The sequence below is a fragment of the Microbacterium sufflavum genome (assembly GCF_023091155.1).
GTDB lineage: Bacteria > Actinomycetota > Actinomycetes > Actinomycetales > Microbacteriaceae > Microbacterium > Microbacterium sufflavum.
Window position 1 is genome coordinate 2,755,603 of the sequence record NZ_JAHWXK010000001.1, and the last position, 26,219, is coordinate 2,781,821.

The window sequence follows — 26,219 nt, forward strand, 5'->3', positions numbered from 1 at the left end:
GACGACGCGTCAGAGGTCGTTCATGCGCGGGATCAGCACCTGGCGGTAGATGATCAGGATGCTCGCCGCGACGGGGATGGCGATGAGCGCCCCGAGCAGACCCAGCAGGCTGCCGCCGGCGAGCGCGGCGACGACGACGACCGCGCCGGGGACGGAGACCGCGCGGCTCATGATGCGCGGGGAGATGACGTACGCCTCGATCTGCATGTAGATCAGGTAGTAGATCCCCGCGGCCAGCGCGGTGGCGGGGGAGCCGAGCCCGGGGATCAGGCAGACCAGCACGATGATCGTGGAACCGGTGAGTGTGCCCACCAGCGGGATCAGGGAGAAGAAGAACGCGATGACTGCGAGGACGGCGGGGAACGGCGCCTCGATGATCGTCAGGTAGATCGCGCTGAGCACGCCATTGATGACGCCCTGGGACACCTGGCCCATGACGTAGTAGCCGACCGAATCGGTGATCTGCTCGGACAGGTCGATGAACCGGTCGCGCTTCGACGACGGCACCAGCTGGTACACGGCCCGCTTGAGCGACGGGGTCGACGCCGTGAGGTAGATCGTGAGGATCAGCACGATGAAGGCCCCGAACACGCCGCTCAGCACGGCGCCGCTGGCGATCAGCACTCCCTGTCCGATCGACCCCCCGATCTCCGCCAGGTTCGTGGTCAGCCAGTCCTCGCTGTAGTTGAAGACGTCGTCGACGAGAAGGTTCGGGAACGTCTCCTGGATCCAGTCCTTCAGGTCGTCGATCGCGGTGCCGCGCTGGACGATCGTGGTGATCTGCGCGATCAACTGCGAGATCTGGTCGACGAGCACCGGCAGCACGATCAGGATGATCCCGACGAAGACCGCAAGGACCGCGAGGATCGTGACGAGCACGGCGAGCCACCGGGGGAGTCGCCGTCGCTCGAGGAACGAGACGAGCGGATCGAGGCCCAGGCTCAGGAAGAGCGCCGTCCCGATGTAGAGCAGCACGGTCGAGAGGGTCTGCACGCTGCTGATCAGCAGGATCCCGAGTCCCACGCCGAGCGTCGCCACGAGGGCGGTGCGGAACGGATTGTGGATCTTCATCGGTGCTCCTCGAGACGGCTGCAGCAAGGCTATCGAGCCCGGAGCACGGTGCCGCGACGACGTGCCGTCCGTTGCCCACGGGAACTGCTCGTGGGCAACACACAGGTGACTTCGCTAGTCTGAAATGTCGAGTGTGGCGTCGCGGGCGGGTATTCGCGATGCGTGAGGAGACTATTCGTGCGTTTCGTATGGGCCGTGGTGGCCTTCGTGCTGGCTGCCGTGCTGATCGGCGCGGGTATCGCTCAGCGGACCGTCTTCATGGGCCCATCGAACCAGCAGGAGCGCGTCTCGATCGAGGAGCCCGCGCCGTTCGTGCTGATGGACGGCGACGTGCTGCGGACCAACCCGGGCTCGCAGAAGCTCGTGGTGAGCGGCGAGGGCGAGATCTTCGCCAGCTACGGCCGGACCGCCGACATGCAGGCCTGGCTGGCCGACTCCGACTACAACCACGTCTCGGTCGGTGACGACGGTGAGTTCGTGGTGGAGCACGTCTCGGCTCCTGCTGAGGAGGAGACGACGGAGCCCGGCGACGAGGCGGGAGCGACGCCGGCACCCGAAGAGACGCCGGCCACCGACGCCGAGACCGAGGAGCCCGCAGGTCGCGACCCGGTCGGCTCCGACCTGTGGCTGGACTCCTTCAGCGAGGAGAACCTGCTCACGGCCGACAACATGCAGCTCCCGGAGGGCACGAGCGTGCTCATCGCCTACGACGGCACGAAAGACGCTCCGGACGACATCGTGGTGTCCTGGCCCCTCGACAACAGCACCCCGCTCGCCGGACCGTTGATGGTCGCGGGTGGGATCGTGCTCGTGATCGGCCTCGTGCTCTACATCCTCGCGATCCGCCACCAGCGCCGCGGACGTGGGCCGCGCCGGAAAGGCCCCGGGCCGCTCCCGATGACGGAGCCGATCGAGGTCGCCGCACTGCCCGCGGGCGAGCGCGCGGCTCTCGATGCGGCCGACGCGAAGCCGACGTCCGACCCCGGTGTCGAGGACGCCGAGGTGGTGGAGGACGAGCCGACGCCTCGCACAGAGCCGGAGGGGAAGTCCTCCCTGCGCGCCGCCGGAGCGACGCGCCGCCGTCGGATGCTGGTCCTGCCCGCCCTGGGGGTCACCGCGCTCCTGGCCGCCGGGTGCTCGGCCGACTCCTGGCCGCAGCTGGGCGACGCCTCCGCCACGCCCTCGCCGTCGCCGACCGTGATCGCCCCCGAGAACCAGAAGCCGCCGGCGGTCACCGAGGCCCAGGCGAAGCGCATCCTGAAGAGCCTGGCCGACACGGTCGCCGAGGCCGACAGCACCCTCGACGCCGACCTCGCGGCCACCCGCCTCGTCGGCCCCGCGCTTGAGGAGCGCGTCGCCGACTACGCCATCCGCGCGAAGGTCACCAACGACGCGCCTCCCGTGGCCATCCCCACCGACGACGTGCGGGTCGTGCTGCCCGAGGCCACGGACCGCTGGCCGCGCACCGTGCTCATGCTCTCGCAGAGCGCCGATGACGACACCGTCCCGCCCGTGCTGCTTACGATGACGCAGGACGACCCGTGGTCGAACTACAAGGTGACCAACCTGGCCCAGATGGCCGCCGACGCACAGTTCCCGGAGGTCGCGGCGAGCTGGCTCGGCACTTCCATGGTGCCGGCCGACTCCGCGTTCCTGACGCTGCCGCCCGACCAGGTGGCCACGGCGTTCTCCGACGTGGTCGACAACGTGGAGAAGAGCCAGTACTACGGCCAGTTCGACGATCTCTCGCTGGCGGTCGCCCAGTCGATCCGTGATGGGCGGCAGACCGTGGTGCAGGGGCTCGTGGATGCCAATGCCGCCGAGACATCGAAGACGGCGTTCAAGGCGGCGCCCACGACCGCCGAGCCGGTCTCCATGACCACCCTCGACAGCGGCGCGATCGTCGCCGTCTCGGTGCTCGACGTCGAGACCATCACCCCGGTCAACTCCGACGTCGTCATCCGTTTCGGCAACAACGAGCAGGCCAAGGCGCTCACGGGCGTGACCGAGTCGTCGACGGGTGTCGAGACGACGTACCTGAGTCAGTTGTTCTTCGCCGTCCCCTCGCAGGGTTCGAGCGAGCCGATCAAGCTCCTGGCCTCCACCCAGGACCTGCTCTCCGTGAAGGTGATCAAGTGACCGACATCTCTCCCGCGGCGCTGCGTGGCGCCGTCGACCTCTCGAGTCTCCGCAACCGCCCCACCCCGTCCTCCGGGGGCGGCCCCGCGACGCAGGGCCAGGGCATCACCGATGTGGTCGTCGATGCGACGGACGAGACCTTCGGCGAGGTCCTGGAGATCTCCCGCACCGTCCCGGTCGTGGTCGACCTGTGGGCCGAGTGGTGCGGGCCGTGCAAGCAGCTGAGCCCGATCATCGAGAAGGTCACCCGCGAGCTGGGCGGTCGCGTGCTGCTGGCGAAGGTGGACGTGGACGCGAACCCGCAGCTCGCCCAGAGCTTCCGCGCGCAGTCGATCCCGATGGTGGTCGCGCTGATCGCCGGGCAGCCGGTGCCGATGTTCACGGGTGCCGTGCCGGAGCAGCAGGTGCGCGAGGTGTTCGCCCAGCTGCTCCAGGTAGCGGCGCAGAACGGCGTGTCCGGGACGCTCTCGATCTCGGGCGATGTTGCAGCGGATGCGCCCGAGCCGGTCGAGCCCGAGCTGCCCCCGCTCCACGCCGAGGCGTACGCCGCGATCGAGGCGGGCGACTACGCCGCCGCCATCCGCGCATATGAGAAGGCGCTGGCCGAGAACCCGCGCGATGAAGACGCCATCGCCGGGCTCGGGCAGGTGCGCCTGCTCCACCGCGTGCAGGGCCTCGATCTGCAGGAGGCGCGGGCCGCGGCCGCCGCCGGACCGCTCGACGTGCAGGCGCAGTTCGACGTGGCGGATCTCGACCTCGCCGGAGGGCACGTGGACGACGCGTTCGCGCGGCTCCTCGATTTGTTCGCTCAGCTCCCGTCGGACCAGCGGGCGCCGGTGCGCGAGCGGCTCGTGGAGCTGTTCGGCCTCATCGGCCCCGCCGACCCGCGCGTCGTGGCGGCGCGCAACCGGCTGTCCTCGCTGCTGTTCTGAGGCGTCCGCGCCCCGGGCGAGGTCGTCCTCGCGGGGCGCGGCCGGCGCAGCTCAGCCGTTGTTGACGGTGGGGACGTGCGGCTCGGGCTGGTAACGCAGCCAGAGGGTCGACAGCGCGGGGAGCGTGATCGCCGCCGTCGAGGTGCCGCTGTCGTCGCGCACGGCGACCACCATGCCGAGGTTGCCCGATCCGTGTCCTCCGTATTCCGCGGCGTCCGAGTTGAGCACCTCCTGCCACACGCCCTCGCGGGGGAGTGCGAGTCGGTAGCCGGTGCGCTCGACCCCGGCGAAGTTGCTCACGACCACCAGCCGCCCGCCGTGGGCGTCGCGCCGTTCGAAGGCGATCACGGAGGGGTCCCAGCTGGGGGCGCCGAGCCGCGTGAACGACGATCCGTCGCTGTCCCGCTCCCACAGCGGCGCCTGGGCGCGGTACACGCCGTTGAGCGCGCCGACGAAGTCCTGCAGCTGGGCGTGCGAGGGCTGCTCGCGCAGCCACCAGTCGAGTTCGCGCCCCTCCGACCACTCGGCGAGCTGCCCGAACTCCTGGCCCATGAACAGCAGCTTCTTGCCCGGGTGTCCCCACATGTAGGCCAGGTAGGCGCGGACGTTGGCGAGCTTGTGCGTGTGGTCGCCGGGCATCTTCGCGAGCAGGCTGCCCTTCCCGTGCACGACCTCGTCGTGACTGATGGGCAGCACGTAGTTCTCTCCGAAGGCGTAGACGAACGAGAACGTCATCTCGCCCTCATGGTGCGCGCGATACATCGGGTCGCGGGCGATGTACTGCAGCGAGTCGTTCATCCAGCCCATGTTCCACTTGAACCCGAACCCGAGTCCCGCGTGATCCGTGGGCGCGGTGACGCCGGGGAAGCTCGTCGACTCCTCCGCGATCATGAGGATCCCGGGGTGCAGGCGGTAGGCGGTGGCGTTCACCTCCTGGAGGAACCGGATCGCCTCGAGGTTCTCCCGACCCCCGTGGACGTTGGGCTCCCACTCGCCGTCGCGACGCGAGTAGTCGAGGTACAGCATCGAGGCGACCGCGTCGACGCGCAGCCCGTCCACGTGGAACTCCTCCAGCCAGTAGAGGGCGTTCGCGACGAGGAAGCCGCGGACCTCGGGGCGACCGTAGTCGAAGATGAGCGTGCCCCAGTCCTGATGCTCGCCGCGGCGGGGATCGGGGTGCTCGTAGAGGGGCTGGCCGTCGAAGCGGGCGAGCGCGAACTCGTCCTTCGGGAAGTGGCCGGGGACCCAGTCGAGGATCACGCCGATGCCCGCCTGGTGCAAGCGGTCGATGAGGTAGCGCAGATCGTCCGGCGTGCCGTAGCGGCTCGTCGGCGCGTAGTACCCGCTGACCTGGTAGCCCCAGGAGCCGCCGAACGGGTGCTCGGCGAGCGGGAGGAACTCCACGTGGGTGAACCCCGTCTGCTGCACGTGCTCGATGAGGGGATCGGCGACCTCACGGTAGCCGAGACCGCCCCGCCAGGAGCCCAGGTGCACCTCGTAGACCGAGAGCGGCTGCGCGACCGCGTGGGTCGCGGCGCGCCGGGTCATCCACGCGCCGTCCTGCCACGCATAGGTCGAGGCGGTGACGACCGACGCGGTCTCCGGCGGCAGCTGCGCGGCGAGCGCCATCGGGTCGGCCTTGAGGATCCACGCACCGGCGCGGGTGCGGATCTGGTACTTGTACCGGGTGCCGAGCGGCAGGTCGGGGATGAACAGCTCCCAGACGCCGCTCACGCCCATCGACCGCATGGCGTGCGTCTCGCCGTTCCACCCGTTGTGGTCTCCGACCACGCGTACGGCGCTGGCGTTCGGCGCCCAGACCGCGAACGCGACACCCGCCTCGCCGTCGTGCGTGGTGGGATGCGCTCCCAGCACCTCCCAGAGCCGCTCGTGCCGTCCCTCCGCGATGAGGTGCAGGTCGAGCTCGCCGAGCGCGGGGGAGTGACGGTACGGGTCGCCGGTGATCGCTTCGTCGTCCACGTCGCGGTAGCGCGTCGCCAGTCGATAGGGGACGGGCGGCCCGGGGTGACGGCCCTCCCACAGCCCGTGGGTCACGTGCGAGAGCTCGAGCCGGGTGCCGTCGGCGAACACGGCGGCGACGGAGGAGGCCAGCGGGCGGCGGGCGCGGATGATCGTGACCGTCCGCCCCGCGGCGTCCTCGGCGGGATGGGTTCCCAGCACGGCGTGCGGATCGTGGTGCTGTCCCTCGGCGACGGCGACCCACTCGGCGGATGCGATCGCTTCTTCGGCAAAGCTCATGCTCTCTCCCTCACCTTCAGGATGTGCACCGGCTCGGCGAAGGCGTCGAGCCGCACGTAGTTGTGGTCGCTCCAGGTCCAGACACTGCCGGTCAGCAGATCCTCGACCTCGAACGGTTCGCCCGGGGGGACACCCCAGCGGGTCGTGTCGAGGTGGACCGTGGTCTCCCTGACCGAGTGCGGGTCGACGTTCGCGACCACGATGATCGTGTCTGCCTGTCCGGTGCCGGTGAACGCCGCATCGAGGTGCTTGCTGTAGACCAGGACGGCGTCGTCGTCGCTCCAGTGGGTCTCCAGGTTCCGCAGCTGCCTCAGCGCCGGATGCTCGGCGCGGATCGCGTTGAGCCGACGCAGCAGCGGGGCGAGGGACTCACCACGCTCCTCGGCACCGCGCCAGTCGCGGAACTTGTACTCGTACTTCTCGTTGTCGATGTTCTCCTCCGAGCCGGGACGCGCCACGTTCTCGAAGAGCTCGTATCCCGCATACACCCCGTACACCGGCCCCGCGGTGGCCGCGATGCAGGCCCGGATGCGGTAGGCCGCCCGGCCGCCGAACTGGAGGTACTCGGTGAGGATGTCGTGCGTGTTCACGAACAGATTCGGTCGCATGTAGTCCGCGGTGTCGTGGGAGATGCTGGTGAGGAACTCCTCCAGCTCCGCCTTGGTGTTGCGCCAGGTGAAGTAGCTGTAGCTCTGCTGGAAACCCACCGCAGCGAGCGCCCGCATGACGGCGGGACGGGTGAAGGCCTCCGCGAGGAACACGACCCCCGGATCGCTCTCGTTCACGGTGCGGATGAGCCACTCCCAGAACCGGAGCGGCTTCGTGTGCGGGTTGTCCACCCGGAAGATGCGCACGCCCTGTGCCACCCAGTGCTGCACGACCCGCAGCATCTCCGCGGCGATGCCCTCGGGGTCGTTGTCGAAGTTGAGCGGATAGATGTCCTGGTACTTCTTGGGCGGGTTCTCCGCGTAGGCGATCGTGCCGTCCGGCAGGGTCGTGAACCACTCCGGATGCTCGCGGACCCACGGGTGGTCGGGGGACGCCTGCAACGCGAGGTCGAGCGCGACCTCGAGCCCTTCCTTCTCAGCAGCCCGGACGAAGGCCCGGAAGTCCTGGGCGCTACCGAGGTCGGGATGGATGGCGTCGTGCCCGCCCTCGGCCGCACCGATCGCGTACGGGGAGCCGGGGTCGCCCGGCTCGGCCACCAGCGTGTTGTTGCGTCCCTTGCGGTTGGTCGAGCCGATGGGGTGGATGGGCACGAGGTAGATCACGTCGAACCCCATGGCCGCCACGTCGGGGAGCCGCTTCGCAGCCGTCCGGAAGGTGCCGCTCCGCACCGAGCCGTCCTTCAGCCGCCGCGCCCCCTCCGAGCGGGGGAAGAACTCGTACCAGGCGCCCACTCCTGCTCGCGTGCGATCGACGTGGAGGTGCTGGTCCGCGGAGGCGGAGCGCAGCGACATCAGGGGACGCTCGGCGAAGACGACCGCGAGCTCCGGGTCTGCCGCGAGGGAGGCGGCGATCGCGGCGTCTCCCGTGCGCAGCGCCTCGGCGCCCTCGCGCAGGCGGCGACGCTGGGCCGCTGGCCGGTCCTTCTCGGCGGCGGCCCTGGCCAGCAGCTCGGCGCCGAGTGCGGCCACGACCGGGACATCGACGCCGGCGGCGAGCTTGAGCCGTGCGGCATGCGCCCAGGTGGCGTAGTCGTCGGAGAAGGCCTCGAAGCGATACCGCCACGGACCCTCCAGGTCCAGTGCGATCGAGGCCGTCCACGTGTCGGTGCCGTCCGCGAGCGCGGTCAGGCGGTGCAGGCTCCGCTCTCCGGTGGGGGCGGTGAGGCGCACGTGCACGCCGATGAGGTCGTGCCCTTCCCGGAACGACACCACCCGGAACGGCACGACCTCGCCGGCGAACGCCTTCGCGGGAAAGCCGCCGGGGACCGAGGGCGAGCCGTCGAGGAGCGGGATCCGCGTCGTGCGCAGCTCGCCGGGGAGGTCGGCGCCGTCGAACTCGCGCGGCGGGATCTGAGCGGGGCTCCGGAGAGCCGGGGGCCGGGTACCAGCACGTGCAGTCACAGTGCGAATCTACCGCTCCGGTGTGCCGGAGCCTACCGCTCGACCCGGGCGCAGAACCGTGCTATCACTCGACGCGGAACAGGCGCATCGAGGTGCCGGGAACGGACAGGACGTCGCCGGGCTCGAAGACCTCCGCGTGCGCGGAGGGGTGCTCGTCGGCACTCGACCAGAGCGAGACGAACCGGTTCGCGCCGTCGATCTCCAGCGGCAGTCGCACGTCGATCGGCGCCTCCGTGCCGTGCACGATCAGGAGGATGCGGTTCGCCGCCTCGGTGTCGGGCGTGGAGGCGGCGACGTACTGCAGCGTGCGGTTGCCGGGATCGTTCCACTGCCCCGGTTCCATCGTCTCGCCGTTCTGGTCGTACCAGTCCATGACCGAGGCGTTCGGGATGTGCTCGCCGAGCCGGGCGTAGCGGCTGGGGCGCAGCGCGGGATTCTCGTGGCGCAGCCGGATGAGCCGCGTGACGTGCGCGCGCAGATCCTGCTGCCACGGCTCCAGCTCCCATCCGAGCCACGTGAGGGGAGAATCCTGGGCGTAGGCGTTGTTGTTCCCGCGCTGAGTGCGCCCGACCTCGTCGCCGGCGGTGAGCATGGGGATGCCCGCGGACAGCAGGACCGTGCCCAGGAGGTTGCGCATGGCCTTCCGGCGGGCAGCGAGGATCGCAGGATCGTCGGTGGGGCCCTCGACGCCGTGGTTGAAGGCGCGGTTGGTGTCGGCGCCGTCGCGGTTGTTCTCGCCGTTCGCCTCGTTGTGCTTGACGTCGTAGGAGACGAGGTCGTGGAGCGTGAAGCCGTCGTGCGCCGTGACGAAGTTGATGCTGGCGAGCGGACCGCGCTCCTCGCTGAAGGTGTTGGAGGAGCCCGCGAGGCGCGTGGCGAAGCCGCCGATGCCCACCGGGGCGGAGGCGCGACGGGCGTAGTCGATGTCGCTCAGCCAGAAGTTGCGCACCCGGTCGCGGTAGCGGTCGTTCCACTCGTGCCACCCCGCGGGGAAGTTGCCCGTCTGCCAGCCGCCCAGCCCCACGTCCCACGGCTCGGCGATGAGCTTGGTGTCGGCGAGCACGGGGTCGGCGGCGATCGCCCGCAGCAGCGGATGCTCCGGGTTGTATGTGTGGGCGGCGTCTCGGGCGATCGCGGTCGCGAGGTCGAAGCGGAAACCGTCGATCTGCATCTCCTCCGCCCAGTACCGCAGCGAGTCCAGGACGAGGCGGGCGCCGGCGTCGGTGCTGGTGTCCAGCGTGTTGCCGCACCCGGTGGTGTCGATGTAGACGCCGTTCCCGTCCTGCCGGTAGTAGCTCGCATTGTCGATCCCGCGCAGGCTCGAGCGCGGGCCGCCGATGCCCTCCTCCGAGGTGTGGTTGTAGACGACGTCGAGGATGACCTCGAGCCCGGCCTCGTGGAGCAGCTTCACCATGCCCTTGAACTCGGCGATGATCGCCTCCGGTCCGCGCTTGCGGGCGTCCTCGGTGGCGTACGCGGCGTGAGGCGTGAAGTAGTTGAGGGTGTTGTAGCCCCAGTAGTTGGTGAGGCCGCGCTCGAGCAGGCGCGGCTCCGGCACGAAGGCGTGCACGGGCAGGAGCTCGACGGAGGTGATGCCGAGCGCGTGGAAGTGCTCGATCATCGCGGGGTGTGCGAGACCCGCGTACGTGCCGTGCAGCGCGGGCGGCACCTCGGGGTGGCGCTTGGTCATGCCCTTGAGATGGCCCTCGTAGATCACGGTGCGATCGAGCGGGATGCGCGGCTTGCTCGTGTTCCCCCAGTCGAAGCCGTCGACGATGACCACCGACCGCCACTCCTGGTAGCCGTGTCCCTGGGCGAGGCCCTTCGCGTACGGGTCGAGCAGCAGCGTCTCGGGGTTGAACGTGTTGCCGGGGCCGTGCGGCCCTCCCACGCGGACCGCGTACCGGGTTCCTGGCTGGAGCAGGGCAGACGTGACCTCCCACACGCCGCCCGGCCGACGCTCGAGCGCGGCCTGGTCCGTGACCCAATCGAGGTCGGTGGCGTCGAAGACGACCAGCTCCATCGACGAGGCGTTGCCCGACCAGACCCGCAGGGTGCCGCCGCCGTCGTGCAGGCGGACGCCGAGATCGTCGAGGGCCGATCCACCGGGGACGACGGGGACGCGGGAGTCAGGCATGAATACACCCTAGGCGTGTTGCATTTCAGTCTCATGTCGGCGCGGACCCGGTCCCAGAGGCACGACCGTGTCCGCACGACCGGGGATCGGGGGAGAATCGAGGTATGCGGCACTACCTCGATCACGCGGCGACCACGCCTCTGCGCGCGGAGGCCCGCGACGCCTGGCTCGAGGCGGCGACCGTCGTGGGCAACGCCTCGTCGACGCACGTCGCCGGACAGGACGCGCGGCGCCTGCTGGAGGAGTCGAGGGAGCGGCTCGCCGCGGTGCTCCACGCCGACCCGATCGAGGTCGTGTTCACCTCGGGGGGCACGGAGTCGATCAACCTCGCCGTGCAGGGGCTCTGGCGCGCACGGGACGCGGGCACCACCGCGATCGTGCTGCCCGACGGGGAGCATCACGCCACGATGGACACCGTCGCGGCTCTCGCCGAGGAGGGCGCGGAGGTCCGCGCGGTCCCGGTGTCGCCGGAGGCGCGCATCGATGACCCCCGCTTCGCCGCCGCGCTTCCGGGTGCCGCGCTCGCGACGGCTCTGGTCGCCAACAACGAGGCCGGCACGATCAACGATGTGGCCGCCCTCGCTGCGGCCGCGGCCGACAACCGCGTGCCGTTGCACCTCGACGCGGTCGCGGCCCTGGGCCACGTGCCGCTCTCCTTCCGGGGCCTGCGCGGGTCGGCGGAGGGTCATGGCGGGCTCGTCGCGCTGAGCATCGCGGGCCACAAGGTGGGTGCTCCGGTCGGGACCGGCGCACTGCTGGTCGCCCGGTCGGCTCGTCTCGCTCCGCTGCTGCGCGGCGGTGGACAGCAGCGGGGACTCCGGGCGGGCACGCAGGACGTGGCGGGCGCGGCGGCGCTGGCCACCGCGGTCGAGCTCGCCGAGAGCGAGCGCGAGGAGGAGGCGCGGCGGCTGCGTGCTCTGCGTGACCGCCTCGTCGAGGGCGTTCGCGCGCGGGTGCCCGCCGCCGAGCTCCTGGGCGACCCGCACGTGCGGTTGCCGGGCAATGCGCAGCTGCTGTTCCCGGGGGCCGTGGGGGAGAGCCTGCTCTTCCTCCTCGACGTCGCCGGGGTATCGGTGTCCACCGGCTCGGCCTGTCAGGCGGGGGTCGCGGAGCCCTCCCACGTGGTGATGGCGATGGGCCGGTCGGAGCGAGACGCCCGCAGCGTGCTGCGCTTCTCTCTGGGGCGCACCTCCCGCGATGATGACGTGGACGCCGTGCTGTCGGTGATCGCGGACGCGTATGCGCGTGCGTCCGGCGCCGGCTCAGCTGCGCGCTCGTAGACTGGACCCATGCGGATCCTTGCGGCGATGAGCGGCGGCGTCGACTCCGCCGTCGCCGCGGCGAGGGCGGTCGAGGCCGGGCATGACGTCGTCGGCGTGCACCTCGCCCTGTCCCGCGCGGGCGGGACGCTGCGCACGGGCAGCCGCGGCTGCTGCACGATCGAGGACGCGCTCGACGCGCGCCGCGCCGCCGACCTGCTCGGGATCCCCTTCTACGTATGGGACTTCTCGGAGCGGTTCCGTGACGACGTGATCGACGACTTCATCGCCGAGTACCGCGCCGGGCGCACCCCGAACCCCTGTATGCGCTGCAACGAGAAGATCAAGTTCGCCGCGCTCCTGGAACGGGCGATCGAGCTGGGCTTCGACGCCGTCTGCACGGGGCACTACGCCACCCTGATCGAGGGGCCGGACGGCCGGGAGCTGCACCGGGCATCCGACAACGCCAAGGACCAGTCGTACGTGCTCGGCGTGCTCACCGCCGAGCAGCTCGCGCACACCTACTTCCCGCTCGGCACGACGCCCTCCAAAGCGGTCGTGCGCGCTGAGGCGGCAGCCAGGGGCCTGACCGTCGCCCAGAAGCCCGACAGCCACGACATCTGCTTCATCCCGGACGGCGACACGCGCGGGTGGCTGGCGGAGAAGGTCGGTGCGGAGACCGGGGAGATCGTCGACCGCAGCGGCGCGGTGGTCGGCGAGCACGAGGGCGCGCATGCCTTCACGGTGGGGCAGCGGCGAGGGCTCAAGCTCGGGGTGCCGGCCGCGGACGGCAAGCCCCGGTTCGTGCTGGAGGTCCGGCCGGTGTCCAACACCGTGGTCGTCGGGCCGAAGGAGGCGCTCGCGATCGCCGAGATCGCGGGGGAGCGGTTCAGCTGGGCCGGCGCGGCGCCCGTGGAGTCGTCCTTCGCATGCGACGTGCAGATCCGCGCGCACGCCGACCCCGTTCCCGCCACGGCCACCGTGACCGCGGACGGCGTCCGTGTGGCTCCGGAGGTTCCGCTCGACGGCGTCGCACCGGGGCAGACCGCGGTGTTGTACGTCGGCACGCGCGTGCTGGGCCAGTTCACGATCGACACCACGGTCTCGGCGGTTCCGGTCGGCGTCTGATCCCGGCGGATGTCGGCGGCCGCTCCTAGACTGAGCAGGTGGCGGAGAACATCTCACTGGAAGACGCTCGGATCGAGGCCGAGGGGCTGACGACCCGCATCCTCGAGGCCAAAGACGCCTACTACGGACGCGACACCTCGCTCGTCGACGACGCGACCTACGACGGGTGGATGCGGCGTCTGGAAGAGCTGGAGCGCCTGCACCCCGAACTGCAGGGCCAGGACTCGCCGACGCAGATGGTGGGAGCGGCGGAGGCCACCGGTCTCGCCACGATCGAGCACGCCGAGCGCATGCTCAGCCTCGACAACGTGTTCTCCGTCGACGAGCTGCGGGAGTGGGCGGCCAAGACCCGCGCGGCGGCCGGTCGTGACGTCGACTGGCTCACCGAGCTCAAGATCGATGGGCTCGCGATCAACCTCCGCTACGAGAACGGGGTGCTCACCTCCGCCGCCACACGCGGTGACGGCCGGGTGGGCGAGATCGTGACGGAGAACGCGCTCCGTCTGCCGGAGATCCCGCAGCGACTGCGTGGTGAGGGGCATCCGCCGATCGTCGAGGTCCGCGGCGAGGTGTTCATCCCGATCGCGGCGTTCGAACGGCTCAACGCCGCGCAGGCCGCCTTCCGCGAGCGCGCCTACGCCGACGCGCTCGCCCGGTGGGAGGCCCGCGGCGGCGTGAAGAAGCCGTTCGACGAGGAGAAGGCGCGCACGGCTGCGGCACGGCGGTTCCCCGCGTTCGCGAATCCGCGCAACGCCGCCAGCGGTGGTCTGCGCCAGCAGATCGACAAGAAGGACGGGCTCGAACTGGAGGCGGGGCTCCTGCGGATCGAGTCGCTCGCGCTGTACGTGCACGGAATCGGCGCCTGGGCACAGCCGCCGGTGGCCGCGCAGAGCCAGGTGTACGACCTGCTGGCTGAATGGGGCCTGCCGACGAGCCCGCACACGCGGGTGTGCCGCAGCATCGATGAGGTCGTCGACTTCGTGGAGTACTACGGCGAGCACCGGCACGACATCGAGCACGAGCTCGACGGGATCGTGGTGAAGGTCGACGAGCTGGAGCTGCATGACGAGCTCGGCGCGACCAGCCGGGCACCCCGGTGGGCGATCGCCTACAAGTACCCGCCGGAGGAGGTGCAGACGACGCTCCTCGACATCGTGGTGTCGGTCGGACGCACGGGCCGGGCGACCCCGTTCGCGGTGATGGCGCCCGCGCACGTCGCGGGGTCGGTCGTGCGTCAGGCCACGCTGCACAACAAGGACGTCGTGAAGGCCAAGGGCGTGCTCATCGGCGACACCGTGGTGCTGCGCAAGGCCGGTGACGTGATCCCCGAGGTGCTCGGGCCGGTCGTGGAGAAGCGGGACGGCACCGAGCACGAGTTCGTGATGCCTGCCGACTGTCCGGAGTGCGGAACACCGCTGCGGCCGATGAAGGAGGGCGACATCGACCTGCGCTGCCCGAACGCGCGCTCGTGTCCCGCACAGGTTCGCGGGCGTGTCGAGCACATCGGGTCGCGCGGCGCGCTCGACGTCGAGGCGCTGGGCGAGGTCACGGCCGCGGCCCTCACGCAGCCGACGTCACCCGCCGTGCCGCCGCTGGAGACGGAGGCCGGGCTGTTCGCGCTGACGCTCGACCAGCTCGTGCCGATCGAGGTCGTGGTCCGGGATGCCGAGACCGGGCTGCCGCGTGAGGACGAGGACGGCCTCGTGAAGACGAGGGCGCCGTTCCGCCGGAACCCGACGGCGGCCGAGAGGAAGGCGGGGCGCGAGGGCCCGCAGCCCTCCTCGCAGGCGCTCACGCTCCTCGCCGAGCTCGAGAAGGCCAAGACGAAAGACCTGTGGCGACTCCTCGTCGCGCTGAACATCCGTCACGTGGGCCCGGTGGCGGCTCGAGCCCTCGCGCAGTGGTTCGGTTCGCTGGACGCGATCCGGGCGGCCTCCCGGGAGGAGCTCGCGGCGGTCGAGGGCGTCGGCGGGATCATCGCCGACTCGCTGCTCGCATGGTTCGAGGTCGACTGGCACCAGGAGATCGTGCGGCGCTGGAGCGAGGCGGGGGTGCAGTGGGCGACGCCGGGGCACCCGGGGCCCGGGGCTGCGGTCGCCGAGGGCGGAGTGCTCGACGGGCTCACGGTCGTCGCGACGGGTTCGCTCGACGGCTACACGCGCGAGGGAGCGCAGGAGGCGATCATCAAGGCGGGGGGCAAGGCCGCGTCGAGCGTGTCGAAGAAGACCGACTTCGTCGCGGCAGGTCCGGGCGCCGGCTCCAAGCTCGCGAAGGCCGAGGAACTGGGCATCCGCATCCTCGACGCTGCACAGTTCCACCTGCTGGTGACCGAGGGACCCGACGCCCTCGGCTGAACGGGTGCCCGCGGGTCAGGTGTCCGTGGGAGGCAGGAACTGCAGCAGCCGAGGGGAGTCGGCGAAGCCGAGCCCGCGGTACAGCGTCACGGCCTCCTCGCTCGAATGCACGGTGACGCGTCCTGCGCCGAGGGACACCGCGTGAGCGCACGCCGCCGCGACCAGTGCTCGCCCGGTCCCGCGCCCGCGGTGCTCCGGCAGCACGAACACGCTCTGCACGTCGGCCGAGACCCGGTCCGCGGCCCCGGGGCGCGGCACCCGGGGGAGCATCGCGACCCAGGCGACCCCGACGGGGTCGCCTGGGTCCGCCCTCGCTACGAACGCCGAGTGCGTGTCCTCGTGGAGGCTCCACCAGGCGGCGAGTTCCGCCGTGAACTCGTCGAACGACCGTCCCGCCGTCAGCTCGTCTGGCACGTCCTGCCACTTGAGCAGCGCGAGCCCCGCGACGTCTCCGCGGTCCGCACGGTCGATACGCACGATCAGCTCTTGTGACGGGGCTTCCGGAACGGCTTGTCCTCGCGGGGACCGCGGGGTCCGCGATCGTCACGGTCATGGCGGTCACCGCGGTAGCCGCGGCCCGCGCCGTCGTCGTTCCCGCGGTCGCGCGCAGCTCCCCGGCGTGCCCCGGGGCCACGGTCGGGCGCGATCTCGATCAGCCGCCCGGAGATGCGGGTGTCGCGGAGCTTCTCGAGGACGGCGGGGTCGAGGTTGGCCGGCAGTTCGACGATCGAGAAGTCGGGGCGGATGTTGATGGCGCCGAAGTCGTCGCGACCGAGGCCGCCCTCGTTCGCGAGCGCGCCGACGATCTGCCGCGGCTCCACGCGGTGCCGTCGTCCGACCTCGATGCGGTACGCCGCATAGTCGCCACGGCCCCGGCGTTCCCTGGGCTCACGCGTCTCCCGTGCGTCCCGCGGTGCGCGCTCACGCGGCGGACGGTTGTCGGCGGCCACGGCTCTGGCGAGCGGGTCGTCCGCGGGGTCGAGGAGGAGCGGTCGCTCACCCTGCGCGACCACGGCGAGAGCCGCGGCGACATCGCTCTCCGGCACGTCGTGGTGGCGCACATAGTGGGCGATGATGTCGCGGAACGCGTCGATGCGGGCGGTCTCGGACAGCGCGGTCGTGATGGCGTCGTCGAAGCGCGCGAGGCGCGTGGTGTTGACGTCCTCCGTGGTCGGCAGCTGCATCTGCGTCGGCGTCTGACGCGTGGCCTTCTCGATGTGCTTGAGCAGGTAGCGCTCGCGCGGGGTGATGAAGCTGATCGCGTCGCCGGTCCGCCCGGCGCGCCCGGTCCGGCCGATGCGGTGCACGTACGACTCGGTGTCGGTGGGGATGTCGAAGTTGATGACGTGGCTGATGCGCTCCACGTCGAGACCGCGCGCGGCGACGTCGGTCGCGACCAGGATGTCGAGCTTGCCGTCCTTGAGCTGGTTGACACTGCGCTCGCGCTGCACCTGGGGCACGTCGCCGTTGATCGCGGCGGCGGAGTAGCCGCGAGCGCGGAGCTTCTCCGCGAGCGTCTCGGTCTCGTTCTTGGTGCGGACGAAGACGATCATCCCGTCGAAGTTCTCCACCTCGAGGATGCGCGTGAGGGCGTCCACCTTCTGCGCGTACGACACCACGAGGTACCGCTGGGTGATGTTCGTGTTGGTCGCGGTCTTGGACTTGACCGTGATCTCCTCGGGGTCGCGGAGGTACTGCTGCGCGAGGCGTCGGATCTGGGCGGGCATCGTGGCGGAGAACAGCGCGACCTGCTTCTCCTCCGGCGTCTGGGCGAGGATCTGCTCGACATCCTCCGCGAAGCCCATCTTCAGCATCTCGTCCGCCTCGTCGAGCACCAGGTACTGCAGCTCCGAGAGGTCGAGCGTGCCCTTGGCGAGGTGGTCCATGATGCGACCGGGGGTTCCGACGACCACGTGCACACCGCGGCGCAGCGCCGACAGCTGCACGCCGTACCCCTGACCGCCGTACACGGGCAGCACGTGAACGCCCTTCATGCGTGAGGCGTACGACTCGAACGCCTCGCACACCTGCAGCGCGAGCTCGCGCGTGGGGGCGAGCACGAGGGCCTGCGGGGTCTTCTGTGCGGTGTCGAGGCGCTCCAGCACGGGGAGCGCGAAGGCCGCGGTCTTGCCGGTGCCGGTCTGCGCCATGCCCACCACGTCGCGGCCCGACAGCAGGGTCGGGATCGTCGCGGCCTGGATCGGGGAGGGGGTCTCGTAGCCGAGGTCTCGGATGGCCTTGAGGACGGGCCCGGTGATGCCGAGCTCCTCGAATCCGGGGGTTGCGGGGGACTCGTCGGGGGCGTCGGTGGGCACTGCGTCTTCAGGGGTCACTTCCCAAGGGTAGCGCGCGCCGGCCGCCACCACCTGTGCAGACGGCTCAGGCGCCGGTGGTGAGCGCGAGCAGCTTCTCCTTGACCTGGCGGCGCAGGACCTTGCCGATGAGCGACTTCGGCAGCTCGTCGACCACGAACACGCGGCGCGGCACCTTGTACGGGGTGAGGATGCTGCGGGCGTACGCGCGGATCGCTTCGACGTCGACATCGGCGCCTCCGTCGACGACGATCGCGGCGACGACCTCCTCGCCCGAGTGCTCGCTGGGCAGTCCGACGACGGCGGCGTCCACGACCGACGGGTGCTGCCGCAGCGCGTTCTCGACCTCGGTGGGGGCGACGTTGAAGCCGCCGGTGATGATCAGCTCCTTGATGCGGTCGACGATGCGGACGAAGCCGGCCTCGTCGATCGTGACGATGTCTCCCGTGCGGTACCAGCCGTCGACGAACACGGCGTCGGTCTCCTCCGGCTTGCCGTAGTAGCCGGAGAACACCTGCGGGCCGCGGACGACGAGCTCGCCCGCCGACCCCGCCGGTACGTCCTGCGTCGGGTCCTCGGGGTCGACCACGCGGCACTCCGTTCCGGGGAGGGGGAGGCCGACGGTGCCCGGCACGCGGTTGTCGGCCACGGGGTTCGCCATCAGCACGGGCGAGCACTCGCTCAGCCCGTAGCCCTCGACGAGGTACCCGTGGGTCGCGGCCTCGAAGGGGACGACCAGCTCGTGCGGCAGGGCCATCGCCCCGGAGATCGCGACCTCGATGCCGTCCAGGGAGACGCCCTTCGCCTGCGCGGCCGCGAGCAGCCGGTCGGCGATCGGGGGCACGAGCGGGAGGAAGGTCGCGGGGTGCTTCTTGACGACATCGAGCACGAGGTCGGGGTCGAACTTGGGGAACAGCACGAGCCGCGCCCCCATCGACATCGCGAACGTGAGGCACAGCGTCAGCCCGTAGGCGTGGAACATCGGCAGCACGGCGTACACCACGCAGCCCTTGCCGCGCTGGATCGATGGCACCCATGCCTGCGCCTGCGCCGCGTTCGCCAGCAGGTTGCGGTGCGTCAGCGCGGCGCCCTTCGGAGTTCCGGTGGTGCCCGAGGTGTACTGGATGATCGCGAGGTCGTCCGTGTTCGGTCTCGGATGCGACGCCGGAAGCGGGTCGGAGGCCACGAGCGAGTCCCACACCACGGTTCCGCGCACGCGCTCGGTCAGCGCTGCCCTGGACTCGCGCGCCTTCGCGACGGGCAGCCGCAGAGCGAAGCGGGTGAGGGCGGGCATCGCGCGCGTCACGTCGACGGAGACGAGGTTCGTCACGGCGAGGTCGGCGGGGAAGTCCTGCACGGTGGCGACGACCTTGTTCCACACGATCGCGTGCTTGGCACCGTGATCCTCGAACTGCTTCCGCAGCTCGCGCGGCGTGTAGAGCGGGTTGTGCTCGACGACGACGGCGCCCAGACGCAGCACGGCGTAGAAGGCGATGATGTGCTGTGGGCAGTTCGGCAGCACGATCGCGACCGGGTCGCCCGCACGCACGCCGAGGTCGCGGAGTCCGGTGGCGGCCCGGTCGATCGCGTCTTGCAGTCGGGCGTACGTGGTCTCACGGCCGAAGAACTGCAGCGCGGGAGCGTCGGGGTAGTCGCGGGCGGACGCGGCGACGATGTCGACGAGGGAACCGGTGACGGGGGCGAGATCCTCGGGGACGCCGTCGGCGTAGCTGGCGATCCACGGGCGAGGAGGCTGGAACGTGCTCACGCGCCCAGCTTATGCGCGCCGCGACGCGCCGAGCGGGCGACGGCACCCCAACTAGACTGGGGTCGTGTCTGAAATCACCCCTGATCTTGTGCGCCATCTCGGCGTGCTCGCGCGCATCCAGCTGAACGACGACGAGGTGACGCGGCTCACGGGCCAGCTCGACGCCATCGTCGACAACATCGCCAAGGTGTCGGAGGTGGCCACGGCCGACGTCGCCGCCACGAGCCACCCGATCCCCTTGAGCAACGTCTTCCGTCCAGACGTCGTCGGGCAGACGCTCACGCACGAGCAGGTGCTGCAGAACGCCCCCGACGCCGCCGACGGCCGCTTCCGGGTGACCGCGATCCTGGGAGAAGAGCAGTGAGCGACATCATCCGGCTGACCGCGGCGGAACTCGCCGACAAGCTCGCGGCGCGTGAGGTCTCCAGCGTCGAGGCCACCCAGGCGCACCTGGACCGTATCGCCGCGGTCGACGGCGACGTGCACGCGTTCCTCCACATCAACGAGCACGCGCTCGACGCGGCCGCTGCCGTCGACGCACGCCGTGCGGCAGGGGAGGAGCTCGGCCCGATCGCGGGGGTCCCGCTCGCCATCAAGGATGTCCTGGTCACCACCGACCAGCCGACCACCAGCGGCTCGCGCATCCTCGAGGGCTACCGGTCGCCGTACGACGCGACCGTCGTCGCCCGCTCGCGCGCGGCCGGTCTCATCCCGCTCGGCAAGACGAACATGGACGAGTTCGCCATGGGCTCGTCGACGGAGCACTCCGCGTACGGCCCGACGCGGAACCCGTGGGATCTCGACCGGATCCCCGGTGGATCCGGCGGCGGTTCGGCCGCCGCCGTGGCCGCGTTCGAGGCCCCGCTCGCGCTCGGCTCGGACACGGGCGGCTCGATCCGTCAGCCTGCTCACGTGACCGGCACGGTCGGGGTGAAGCCCACGTACGGCGGAGTCAGCCGCTACGGCGCGATCGCCCTCGCGTCGAGCCTCGACCAGGTCGGCCCGGTCACCCGCACGGTGCTCGACGCCGGTCTGCTGCACGATGCGATCGGCGGCCACGACCCGAAGGACTCGACGTCGCTCGACGAGCGGTGGCCGTCGTTCGCCGCTGCAGCGCGTGAAGGTGCGAGCGGGGACGGCCTCAGAGGTCTCCGCGTCGGTGTCATCCGCGAGCTTCCCGACAGCGGCTTCCAGCCGGGGGTCGCCGCGTCGTTCCGCAGCGCCCTCGCGCTCCTGGAGGCTCAGGGCGCCGAGATCGTCGAGATCGATGCGCCGCACTTCGAGTACGGCGTCGCCGCGTACTACCTGATCCTCCCGGCGGAGGCGTCCAGCAACCTGGCGAAGTTCGACTCGGTCCGCTTCGGTCTGCGCGTGACGCCGGAGGGCAACCCCACGGTCGAGGACGTCATGTCCGCCACGCGCGACGCCGGATTCGGCGACGAGGTGAAGCGACGCATCATCCTCGGCACCTACGCGCTGTCCGCGGGCTACTACGACGCGTACTACGGCAGCGCCCAGAAGGTCCGCACGCTCATCCAGCAGGACTTCGCCGCCGCCTTCGGCCAGGTCGACGTGATCGCCACGCCTTCGGCGCCGACTACGGCGTTCAAGCTGGGCGAGAAGATCGACGATCCGCTGCAGATGTATCTCAACGACATCACCACGATCCCCGCGAACCTCGCGGGTGTGCCCGGCATCTCGATCCCGAGCGGCCTGTCCGACGACGACGGCCTGCCCGTGGGCATCCAGTTCCTGGCTCCGGCCAGGGAGGATGCCCGTCTCTACCGCGTGGGAGCGGCGCTGGAGACACTCCTCGTCGACTCGTGGGGGGCGCCGCTCCTCACCCGCGCACCGCAGCTCGCAGGAGGGAACCGCTGATGGCCGCCGCAGCCAAGCTGATGGACTTCGACAGGGCTCTCGAGCTGTTCGAGCCTGTGCTCGGGTTCGAGGTGCACGTCGAGCTCAACACGAACACCAAGATGTTCTCCGACGCGCCGAACCCGGCGAACGAGGCGTATCACGCCGCCGAGCCCAACACGCTCATCGCCCCGGTCGACCTCGGTCTGCCCGGGTCGCTGCCGGTCGTGAACGAGACGGCCGTGCGCTCGTCGATCAGCCTCGGACTCGCACTGGGCTGCTCGATCGCGGAGTCGAGCCGGTTCGCGCGGAAGAACTACTTCTACCCCGACCTCGGCAAGAACTACCAGATCTCGCAGTACGACGAGCCGATCGCGTTCGAGGGGTCGGTCGAGGTGGAGCTCGAAGACGGCACCATGGTGACCATCCCGATCGAGCGCGCGCACATGGAGGAGGACGCGGGCAAGCTCACCCACATGGGCGGCGCGACCGGACGCATCCAGGGCGCGGAGTACTCGCTGGTCGACTACAACCGCGCAGGGGTGCCGCTGGTGGAGATCGTCACCAAGACGATCTTCGGCACCGAGCACCGGGCGCCGGAGGTGGCGAAGGCGTACGTGGCGGCGATCCGCGACATCGTGCGCGGTCTGGGCATCTCGGAGGCCCGGCTGGAGCGGGGCAACCTGCGCTGCGACGCCAACGTGTCGCTGCGCCCGCGGGGGCAGGAGAGGCTCGGCACGCGTACCGAGACGAAGAACGTCAACTCGATGCGCTCCGTGGAACGCGCCGTCCGGTACGAGATCCAGCGCCAGGCGCAGATCCTCGCCGACGGCGGCACGATCATCCAGGAGACCCGCCACTGGCACGAGGACACCGGCACCACCTCGCCGGGCCGTCCGAAGTCCGACGCGGACGACTACCGGTACTTCCCCGAGCCGGACCTCCTCCCTGTGCAGCCGGCCCCGGAGCTGATCGAGGAGCTGCGCGCGGCACTGCCCGAGCAGCCCGTCGCGCGGCGCCGCCGGCTCATGGCCGAGTGGGGTTTCACGCCGCTGGAGTTCCAGGACGTCCGCAACGGCGGTCTGCTCGACGTCGTCGAGGCGACGATCGCGGCGGGCGCGACGCCGGCGACCGCGCGCAAGTGGTGGACGGGTGAGATCAGCCGCCTGGCGAACGCGCAGGAGAAGGACGCCGCGGAGCTGATCACCCCCGAGAACGTCGCGGCGTTGCAGAAGCTCGTCGACGAGGGGACCCTCACCGACAAGCTCGCCCGCCAGGTGCTCGAGGGCGTCATCGCCGGCGAGGGCACTCCGCAGCAGGTGGTCGATGCCCGGGGCCTGGCCGTGGTGTCCGACGACGGCGCGCTCGTCGCGGCGATCGATGAGGCCCTCGCCGCACAGCCCGACGTGATGGCGAAGATCCAGGACGGTAAGGTGCAGGCCGCCGGTGCGATCATCGGTGCGGTCATGAAGGCCATGAAGGGTCAGGCCGACGCCGCACGCGTGCGCGAGCTCATCCTCGAGCGCGCTGCCCAGTAGCCGTCTCTCCCGGGCCTCGTGTCCGGGGCCCGGGAGAGAATGGACGCATGGGACACGGTGACGGCAGAGGGCGCATGGTGTCCGCGGCCGATGCCGACGACAGCGGAACCCGCATCCTGCATGTCGACATGGACGCGTTCTACGCCGCGGTCGAGGTGCTCGACGATCCGAGTCTGCGGGGCATGCCCCTCATCATCGGCTCGCCGGACGGTCGTTCCGTCGTCTCCAGCGCCTCGTACGAGGCGCGGCGCTACGGCGTTCGGTCCGCGATGCCCGTCTCGCAGGCTCTCCGCCTGTGCCCGACGGCCAGGGTGGTACCGCCGCACTTCCCCCGCTATCAGGCGGTCTCGCGCCAGGTGATGGCGATCTTCGAGTCGTTCACCCCGCTGGTGGAGCCCCTGTCCGTCGATGAGGCGTTCCTCGATGTGCAGGGCGTGCGTCGGCTGTGGGGGAGCCCGGCGAGGATCGCCGCGCAGATCCGGGAGCGCGTCTCGGCGGAGGTCGGCATCACGTGCTCTGTGGGCGTGGCCGAGACGAAGCACGTCGCCAAGATGGCGTCGACGATCGCGAAACCCGACGGCATGCTCGTGGTATCGGCCGCGGAGACGCTCGACTTCCTGGCCCCGCGGTCGGTGCGCGCGTTGTGGGGTGTGGGGCCGAAGGCGGCGGAGGCGCTGGAGGCGCGAGGCATCCGTACGATCGGCGACATCAGGGCGACCACGACCGACATGCTCGACCGTGCGGTGGGCCCGGCGCTGAGTGCGCGGCTGGCGCAGCTCTCATGGGGCCGGGATGCGCGGGCGGTGGACACCGAGCGCGTGGAGAAGAGTATCGGACACGAGGAGACGTTCGACGTCGATGTCGACGACCGCGCGTTCCTGCGTGCGGAGCTGTTGCGGCTGGCCGATCGCGTGGGCGCGCGGTTGCGTCGTGCCGGGTGGGAGACGTCGACCGTGTCGATCAAGATCCGCTTCGCCGACTTCCGCACGGTCACCCGGTCGCAGACCCTGAGCGACCCGACCGCCGTGAGCCAGCGCATCGGGGAAGCGGCGCAGAGTCTGTTCGAGCAGATCGATCGGCGCGATCCGATCCGTCTGGTCGGCGTGCGGGCCGAGAGACTGCAGCCGGCGGGCGGCTCCGCCCTGGCGCTCTGGGACGACGACGAGGACTGGCGCCGCGTGGAGGGGGCGGTGGACGAGGCGATCGCCCGCTTCGGGACGGCGACGATCAGCCGCGCGCGTCACATCGGTCGCGGCGAGGGTCGCGGGGCCGCGCGGCATCCGAAAGACCACGGCATCGCGGATTGAGGGGCGCGCACGCGGGCGGGGTCGGCTACCGTGGGAGCATGCCGAACATTGCACTGGAACTCGGGAAGCAGGTCGCGTCCTTCGGCGTGAAGAGCGCGTACGGTGAGCCGCAGGATGTCGACGGCGTGAGCGTGACGCCGGTCGCATTCACCTACTCCGGTTTCGGGGGCGGCAGCGGCGACGGTGCCGAGGGCGGCGGCGGGGGCGGTGTCTCGATTCCCGTCGGCGTCTACGTGCGCCGCGAGGAGGGGCTCCGCTTCGAGCCGAACATCGTGACGCTGCTCGTCGTGGCGGTGCCCTTCGTGTGGGTCACCGGTCGTGCCCTCACGCGCATCATCCGTGCCCTCAAGAAGTGACGATCCCGTCGCGGCGGCGCTTCGCCAGGCCGCGGCACTGATCGCGCAGGACATCCGCGGCCTCGCTGCGGCGAACCCGATGGTGGTCATCGACGGCGGGAGCGGTGCTGGCAAGACCTCGCTGGCGGAGCTGCTCGCGCGGAACTGGCCGCTCGTCGGACGGGTGCAGGTCATCGCCCTCGACTCGCTGTACCCGGGCTGGGACGGCCTGGAGTCCGGCGTGGAGCGAGCGGTGGACGGAATCCTGCGGCCGCACGGGCGGGGCCTGCTCGGCTCCTGGCGTCGGTGGGACTGGGAGCAGAACACGGAGGCGGAGAGTCATGCCGTCGACCCATCGCTCGGTGTGATCGTCGAAGGCAGCGGCATCCTCCGTCCGTCGACGGCCGACCTCGCCGATGTCCGCATCTGGGTGGAGGCGGGGGAGGAGTCGCGAAAGGCGCGCGCGCTCGCGAGGGACGGCGACACGTACCGACCGCACTGGGAGCGGTGGGCGGCGCAGGAGCGTCAGCACCTCCTGCAGCACCACCCGCGCGAGCTGGCGACGCGCATCGTCACGGTGCCGTGACCGCCGGTATCCGGTCTCAGGCCCCGATGTCGTCGGCCGATTCGATGAGCAGTTCGAGCCGGTAGCCGAGCCAGTCGTACACGGCCATCGCCTCGCCGCTCGCGACGGGCTCCTCCACGGTGAGGCCGAGCCGCGTCGCGATCACCAGACGGATGGCGGTGAGGGTGCGCAGCCAGGAGTCGATGTCGCTTCGCTGGATCGTCACCTCCCGGAGCTCGCGGGCCTGTTCCGGCGTGAACGGCGCCTCCGGGTCGAAGGCGGAGAGCGCCGACCGCACGGTGCGCGCATCCAGGACACGCCGGTCGGTCACGTCGTCGCGAGTGGCCGCTGCGAACGCGGCCGCGGCACCCTCGTCGTCGGGATAGGGGTTGGGCGTCAGTCGGGCGATCGCGGGGTCATTCGGATCCGGCTCGGCGATGAGGGCGAGGACGTCGTCGACGATCCGCAGGAGCTGGGCGCCCTCGATGGTGGCGACGGTGAGGATGAGGGGGGCGGTCATGCGGATGCCTTCCGCACGGTCGCCCAGAGCCCGTAGTCGTGCATCGCCTGCGCGTGGACCTCCATCGTCTCGCGCGGCCCTGTCGCCACGATCGCGTGGCCCTCGTTGTGCACGGCGAGCATGAGTGCGGTGGCGTGCTCCTCGGTGTAGCCGAAGTAGGTGCGGAAGACACGGACCACGTAGCTCATGAGGTTCACCGGGTCGTTCCAGACGACGACCTGCCAGGGCTCGAGCGGTGCGGCGGACAGATCCGTGCTCTCGTCGAGATCGGGGAGTGCCGTGCTCATCGTCACGCCCATCCCAGCTCGTGCAGGTGCGCATCGTCGATGCCGTGGAAGTGCGCGATCTCGTGCACGAGCGTCGTGTGGATCTCGTCGCGCAGATCATCGAGGGTCTCGCACTGGGCGAGGTGCGGCTCGCGGTAGACGATGATCCGATCCGGGAGTTCGCCCATGCCGTACTGTGTGCGTTCCGTCAGTGCGAGACCGTCGTACATCCCCAGCAGGTCGAGACTGCCGTCCTCGGGGCGGTCCTCGACCACGAACACGACGTTGTCGAGGCGGTCCACCATGTCGTCGGGCAGCAGGTCCAGCTCCTCGATCACGAGGGCCTCGAATGCGCCGGCGTCCATGTCCATCCAGACCAGCCTAGGGGCCATTCGGGACACCG

21 protein-coding genes are annotated in these 26,219 nt (G+C 70.7%); 11 read left to right on the forward strand and 10 right to left on the reverse strand.

Going from position 1 to position 26,219, the window contains the following annotated elements:
- Positions 1 to 9 precede the first annotated feature (9 nt).
- The gene (locus KZC56_RS13310) at positions 10 to 1,071 is read right to left on the reverse strand and encodes an AI-2E family transporter (protein ID WP_247638746.1); all 1,062 of its coding nucleotides are present in this window, start codon (positions 1,069 to 1,071) and stop codon (positions 10 to 12) included.
- A 177-nt stretch (positions 1,072 to 1,248) separates the two neighbouring features.
- Between KZC56_RS13310 and KZC56_RS13315 the strand changes: the two genes are divergently transcribed.
- A complete protein-coding gene (locus KZC56_RS13315; RefSeq protein WP_247638747.1) occupies positions 1,249 to 3,210 on the forward strand; it encodes a DUF8094 domain-containing protein in 1,962 nt (653 codons plus the stop codon).
- Positions 3,207 to 4,142, forward strand: coding sequence for a tetratricopeptide repeat protein (locus KZC56_RS13320; RefSeq protein WP_247638748.1), 936 nt, complete (start codon positions 3,207 to 3,209; stop codon positions 4,140 to 4,142). Before KZC56_RS13315 ends, KZC56_RS13320 begins: the two co-directional genes overlap by 4 nt.
- 51 nt (positions 4,143 to 4,193) lie before the next feature.
- Here KZC56_RS13320 and glgB read toward each other — a convergent pair whose 3' ends face one another.
- The 3 genes from glgB to glgX form a co-directional block, all read right to left on the reverse strand.
- Positions 4,194 to 6,401 carry a 1,4-alpha-glucan branching protein GlgB gene (gene glgB, locus KZC56_RS13325; RefSeq protein ID WP_247638749.1) on the reverse strand — a complete coding sequence of 736 codons (2,208 nt, stop codon included), beginning with the start codon at positions 6,399 to 6,401 and terminating at the stop codon, positions 4,194 to 4,196.
- Complete coding sequence (locus KZC56_RS13330) at positions 6,398 to 8,470, reverse strand: alpha-1,4-glucan--maltose-1-phosphate maltosyltransferase (RefSeq protein WP_372490592.1); 2,073 nt, start codon at positions 8,468 to 8,470, stop codon at positions 6,398 to 6,400. The genes glgB and KZC56_RS13330 overlap by 4 nt, the downstream gene beginning before the upstream one ends.
- A gap of 64 nt (positions 8,471 to 8,534) precedes the next feature.
- Complete coding sequence (gene glgX, locus KZC56_RS13335) at positions 8,535 to 10,607, reverse strand: glycogen debranching protein GlgX (RefSeq protein WP_247638750.1); 2,073 nt, start codon at positions 10,605 to 10,607, stop codon at positions 8,535 to 8,537.
- 104 nt (positions 10,608 to 10,711) lie between these two features.
- On the opposite strand from glgX, the gene KZC56_RS13340 reads away from it, so the two are divergent.
- Genes KZC56_RS13340 through ligA form a run of 3 tightly spaced genes read left to right on the forward strand, consistent with a single transcriptional unit; the run spans position 10,712 to position 15,348 of the window.
- Positions 10,712 to 11,887 (forward strand): cysteine desulfurase family protein, encoded by a 1,176-nt coding sequence (locus KZC56_RS13340; RefSeq protein WP_247638751.1) that lies wholly within the window; start codon positions 10,712 to 10,714, stop codon positions 11,885 to 11,887.
- A gap of 9 nt (positions 11,888 to 11,896) precedes the next feature.
- Positions 11,897 to 12,994, forward strand: coding sequence for a tRNA 2-thiouridine(34) synthase MnmA (mnmA, locus tag KZC56_RS13345; protein ID WP_136031836.1), 1,098 nt, complete (start codon positions 11,897 to 11,899; stop codon positions 12,992 to 12,994).
- Between the two features lie 38 nt (positions 12,995 to 13,032).
- Complete coding sequence (ligA, locus tag KZC56_RS13350) at positions 13,033 to 15,348, forward strand: NAD-dependent DNA ligase LigA (RefSeq protein ID WP_247638752.1); 2,316 nt, start codon at positions 13,033 to 13,035, stop codon at positions 15,346 to 15,348.
- Between the two features lie 15 nt (positions 15,349 to 15,363).
- On the opposite strand, the gene KZC56_RS13355 is transcribed toward ligA, so the two are convergent.
- From KZC56_RS13355 to KZC56_RS13365, 3 genes are read right to left on the reverse strand one after another with little or no spacing between them, the layout of a single operon-like run.
- On the reverse strand, positions 15,364 to 15,825 hold the full coding sequence (locus tag KZC56_RS13355) for a GNAT family N-acetyltransferase (RefSeq protein WP_247638753.1): 462 nt from the start codon (positions 15,823 to 15,825) through the stop codon (positions 15,364 to 15,366).
- A gap of 2 nt (positions 15,826 to 15,827) precedes the next feature.
- Positions 15,828 to 17,681 (reverse strand): DEAD/DEAH box helicase, encoded by a 1,854-nt coding sequence (locus KZC56_RS13360; protein ID WP_372490593.1) that lies wholly within the window; start codon positions 17,679 to 17,681, stop codon positions 15,828 to 15,830.
- A 46-nt stretch (positions 17,682 to 17,727) separates the two neighbouring features.
- Positions 17,728 to 19,428, reverse strand: a complete 1,701-nt coding sequence (locus KZC56_RS13365) for a long-chain-fatty-acid--CoA ligase (protein WP_136037386.1) — start codon at positions 19,426 to 19,428, stop codon at positions 17,728 to 17,730.
- A gap of 64 nt (positions 19,429 to 19,492) precedes the next feature.
- Here KZC56_RS13365 and gatC point away from each other — a divergent pair, with 64 nt between their 5' ends.
- Genes gatC through KZC56_RS13395 form a run of 6 tightly spaced genes read left to right on the forward strand, consistent with a single transcriptional unit; the run spans position 19,493 to position 25,051 of the window.
- The gene (gene gatC / locus KZC56_RS13370; protein WP_136031845.1) at positions 19,493 to 19,792 is read left to right on the forward strand and encodes an Asp-tRNA(Asn)/Glu-tRNA(Gln) amidotransferase subunit GatC; all 300 of its coding nucleotides are present in this window, start codon (positions 19,493 to 19,495) and stop codon (positions 19,790 to 19,792) included.
- Positions 19,789 to 21,306: an Asp-tRNA(Asn)/Glu-tRNA(Gln) amidotransferase subunit GatA gene (gene gatA / locus KZC56_RS13375; protein WP_136031847.1), complete on the forward strand. Its 1,518-nt coding sequence runs from the start codon at positions 19,789 to 19,791 to the stop codon at positions 21,304 to 21,306. The genes gatC and gatA overlap by 4 nt, the downstream gene beginning before the upstream one ends.
- Positions 21,306 to 22,823 (forward strand): Asp-tRNA(Asn)/Glu-tRNA(Gln) amidotransferase subunit GatB, encoded by a 1,518-nt coding sequence (gene gatB, locus KZC56_RS13380; protein ID WP_136031850.1) that lies wholly within the window; start codon positions 21,306 to 21,308, stop codon positions 22,821 to 22,823. The genes gatA and gatB overlap by 1 nt, the downstream gene beginning before the upstream one ends.
- A gap of 47 nt (positions 22,824 to 22,870) precedes the next feature.
- On the forward strand, positions 22,871 to 24,130 hold the full coding sequence (locus tag KZC56_RS13385; RefSeq protein ID WP_247638754.1) for a DNA polymerase IV: 1,260 nt from the start codon (positions 22,871 to 22,873) through the stop codon (positions 24,128 to 24,130).
- A 38-nt stretch (positions 24,131 to 24,168) separates the two neighbouring features.
- The gene (locus tag KZC56_RS13390; RefSeq protein WP_136031854.1) at positions 24,169 to 24,486 is read left to right on the forward strand and encodes a hypothetical protein; all 318 of its coding nucleotides are present in this window, start codon (positions 24,169 to 24,171) and stop codon (positions 24,484 to 24,486) included.
- On the forward strand, positions 24,470 to 25,051 hold the full coding sequence (locus tag KZC56_RS13395) for a nucleoside/nucleotide kinase family protein (protein WP_136045261.1): 582 nt from the start codon (positions 24,470 to 24,472) through the stop codon (positions 25,049 to 25,051). The genes KZC56_RS13390 and KZC56_RS13395 overlap by 17 nt, the downstream gene beginning before the upstream one ends.
- A 16-nt stretch (positions 25,052 to 25,067) precedes the next feature.
- On the opposite strand, the gene KZC56_RS13400 is transcribed toward KZC56_RS13395, so the two are convergent.
- From KZC56_RS13400 to KZC56_RS13410, 3 genes are read right to left on the reverse strand one after another with little or no spacing between them, the layout of a single operon-like run.
- Positions 25,068 to 25,550, reverse strand: a complete 483-nt coding sequence (locus tag KZC56_RS13400; RefSeq protein WP_247638755.1) for a DUF2017 family protein — start codon at positions 25,548 to 25,550, stop codon at positions 25,068 to 25,070.
- Positions 25,547 to 25,837, reverse strand: a complete 291-nt coding sequence (gene clpS, locus KZC56_RS13405; protein ID WP_136031860.1) for an ATP-dependent Clp protease adapter ClpS — start codon at positions 25,835 to 25,837, stop codon at positions 25,547 to 25,549. Before clpS ends, KZC56_RS13400 begins: the two co-directional genes overlap by 4 nt.
- Before the next feature lie 2 nt (positions 25,838 to 25,839).
- Positions 25,840 to 26,187, reverse strand: a complete 348-nt coding sequence (locus tag KZC56_RS13410; RefSeq protein WP_247638756.1) for a metallopeptidase family protein — start codon at positions 26,185 to 26,187, stop codon at positions 25,840 to 25,842.
- Positions 26,188 to 26,219 lie beyond the last annotated feature (32 nt).

Coding starts and splice junctions, on each gene's coding strand:
- KZC56_RS13310 (WP_247638746.1), bottom strand. CDS start 1,071: ATGAAGATCCACAATCCGTTCCGCACCGCCCTCGTGGCGACGCTCGGC.
- glgB (WP_247638749.1), bottom strand. CDS start 6,401: ATGAGCTTTGCCGAAGAAGCGATCGCATCCGCCGAGTGGGTCGCCGTC.
- glgX (WP_247638750.1), bottom strand. CDS start 10,607: ATGCCTGACTCCCGCGTCCCCGTCGTCCCCGGTGGATCGGCCCTCGAC.
- KZC56_RS13340 (WP_247638751.1), top strand. CDS start 10,712: ATGCGGCACTACCTCGATCACGCGGCGACCACGCCTCTGCGCGCGGAG.
- mnmA (WP_136031836.1), top strand. CDS start 11,897: ATGCGGATCCTTGCGGCGATGAGCGGCGGCGTCGACTCCGCCGTCGCC.
- gatB (WP_136031850.1), top strand. CDS start 21,306: ATGGCCGCCGCAGCCAAGCTGATGGACTTCGACAGGGCTCTCGAGCTG.
- KZC56_RS13385 (WP_247638754.1), top strand. CDS start 22,871: ATGGGACACGGTGACGGCAGAGGGCGCATGGTGTCCGCGGCCGATGCC.
- KZC56_RS13390 (WP_136031854.1), top strand. CDS start 24,169: ATGCCGAACATTGCACTGGAACTCGGGAAGCAGGTCGCGTCCTTCGGC.
- KZC56_RS13400 (WP_247638755.1), bottom strand. CDS start 25,550: ATGACCGCCCCCCTCATCCTCACCGTCGCCACCATCGAGGGCGCCCAG.
- clpS (WP_136031860.1), bottom strand. CDS start 25,837: ATGAGCACGGCACTCCCCGATCTCGACGAGAGCACGGATCTGTCCGCC.
- KZC56_RS13410 (WP_247638756.1), bottom strand. CDS start 26,187: ATGGACATGGACGCCGGCGCATTCGAGGCCCTCGTGATCGAGGAGCTG.